General features: G+C 51.1%; 1 rRNA gene. It reads right to left on the reverse strand.

Annotated features, from left to right (window positions below):
- Positions 1-1,129 (reverse strand): 23S ribosomal RNA (locus AC1DYQ_RS22830); the annotation flags it as partial.

Consider the following 1,129-nt stretch of genomic DNA (forward strand, 5'->3'; position numbering starts at 1 on the left):
CAGGAGGAGACAGTGTGGCCATCATTACGCCATTCGTGCAGGTCGGAACTTACCCGACAAGGAATTTCGCTACCTTAGGACCGTTATAGTTACGGCCGCCGTTTACTGGGACTTCAATCAAGAGCTTGCACCCCATCATTTAATCTTCCAGCACCGGGCAGGCGTCACACCCTATACGTCSACTTTCGTSTTWGCAGAGTGCTGTGTTTTTAATAAACAGTTGCAGCCACCGATTTTTTGCAGCCTCATTGGGCTCCCCAAGTAAATGGTTCACCTACTAAAGGCACACCTTCTTCCGAAGTTACGGTGTCAATTTGCCGAGTTCCTTCTCCTGAGTTCTCTCAAGCGCCTTAGAATACTCATCTCGCGCACCAGTGTCGGTTTGCGGTACGGTCGTGTGTAGCTGAAGCTTAGTGGCTTTTCCTGGAAGCAGGGTATCACTCACTTCGTCTGCAAGCAGACTCGTTATCACCCCTCATCTAAGCCCGGCGGATTTACCTACCAGGCACGACTACAGGCTTGAACCAACATATCCAACAGTTGGCTGAGTTAACCTTCTCCGTCCCCACATCGCACTACACATCGGTACAGGAATATTGACCTGTTTCCCATCAGCTACGCATCTCTGCCTCGCCTTAGGGGCCGACTCACTCTACGCCGATGAACGTTGCGTAGAAAACCTTGCGCTTACGGCGAGGGGGCTTTTCACCCCCTTTAACGCTACTCATGTCAGCATTCGCACTTCTGATACCTCCAGCAGGGTTTACACCACCACCTTCACAGGCTTACAGAACGCTCTCCTACCACTTGCAATAAATTGCAAATCCGCAGCTTCGGTAACTGGCTTAGCCCCGTTACATCTTCCGCGCAGGACGACTCGATCAGTGAGCTATTACGCTTTCTTTAAATGATGGCTGCTTCTAAGCCAACATCCTGACTGTTATAGCCTTCCCACTTCGTTTCCCACTTAGCCAATTTTAGGGACCTTAGCTGGCGGTCTGGGTTGTTTCCCTCTTGAGTCCGGACGTTAGCACCCGGTGCTCTGTCTCCCAAGCTGTACTCATCGGTATTCGGAGTTTGCATTGGTTTGGTAAGTCGCCATGACCCCCTAGCCAAAACAGTGCTCTAC

Source organism: Polaromonas sp. P1_F4, from assembly GCF_056405675.1.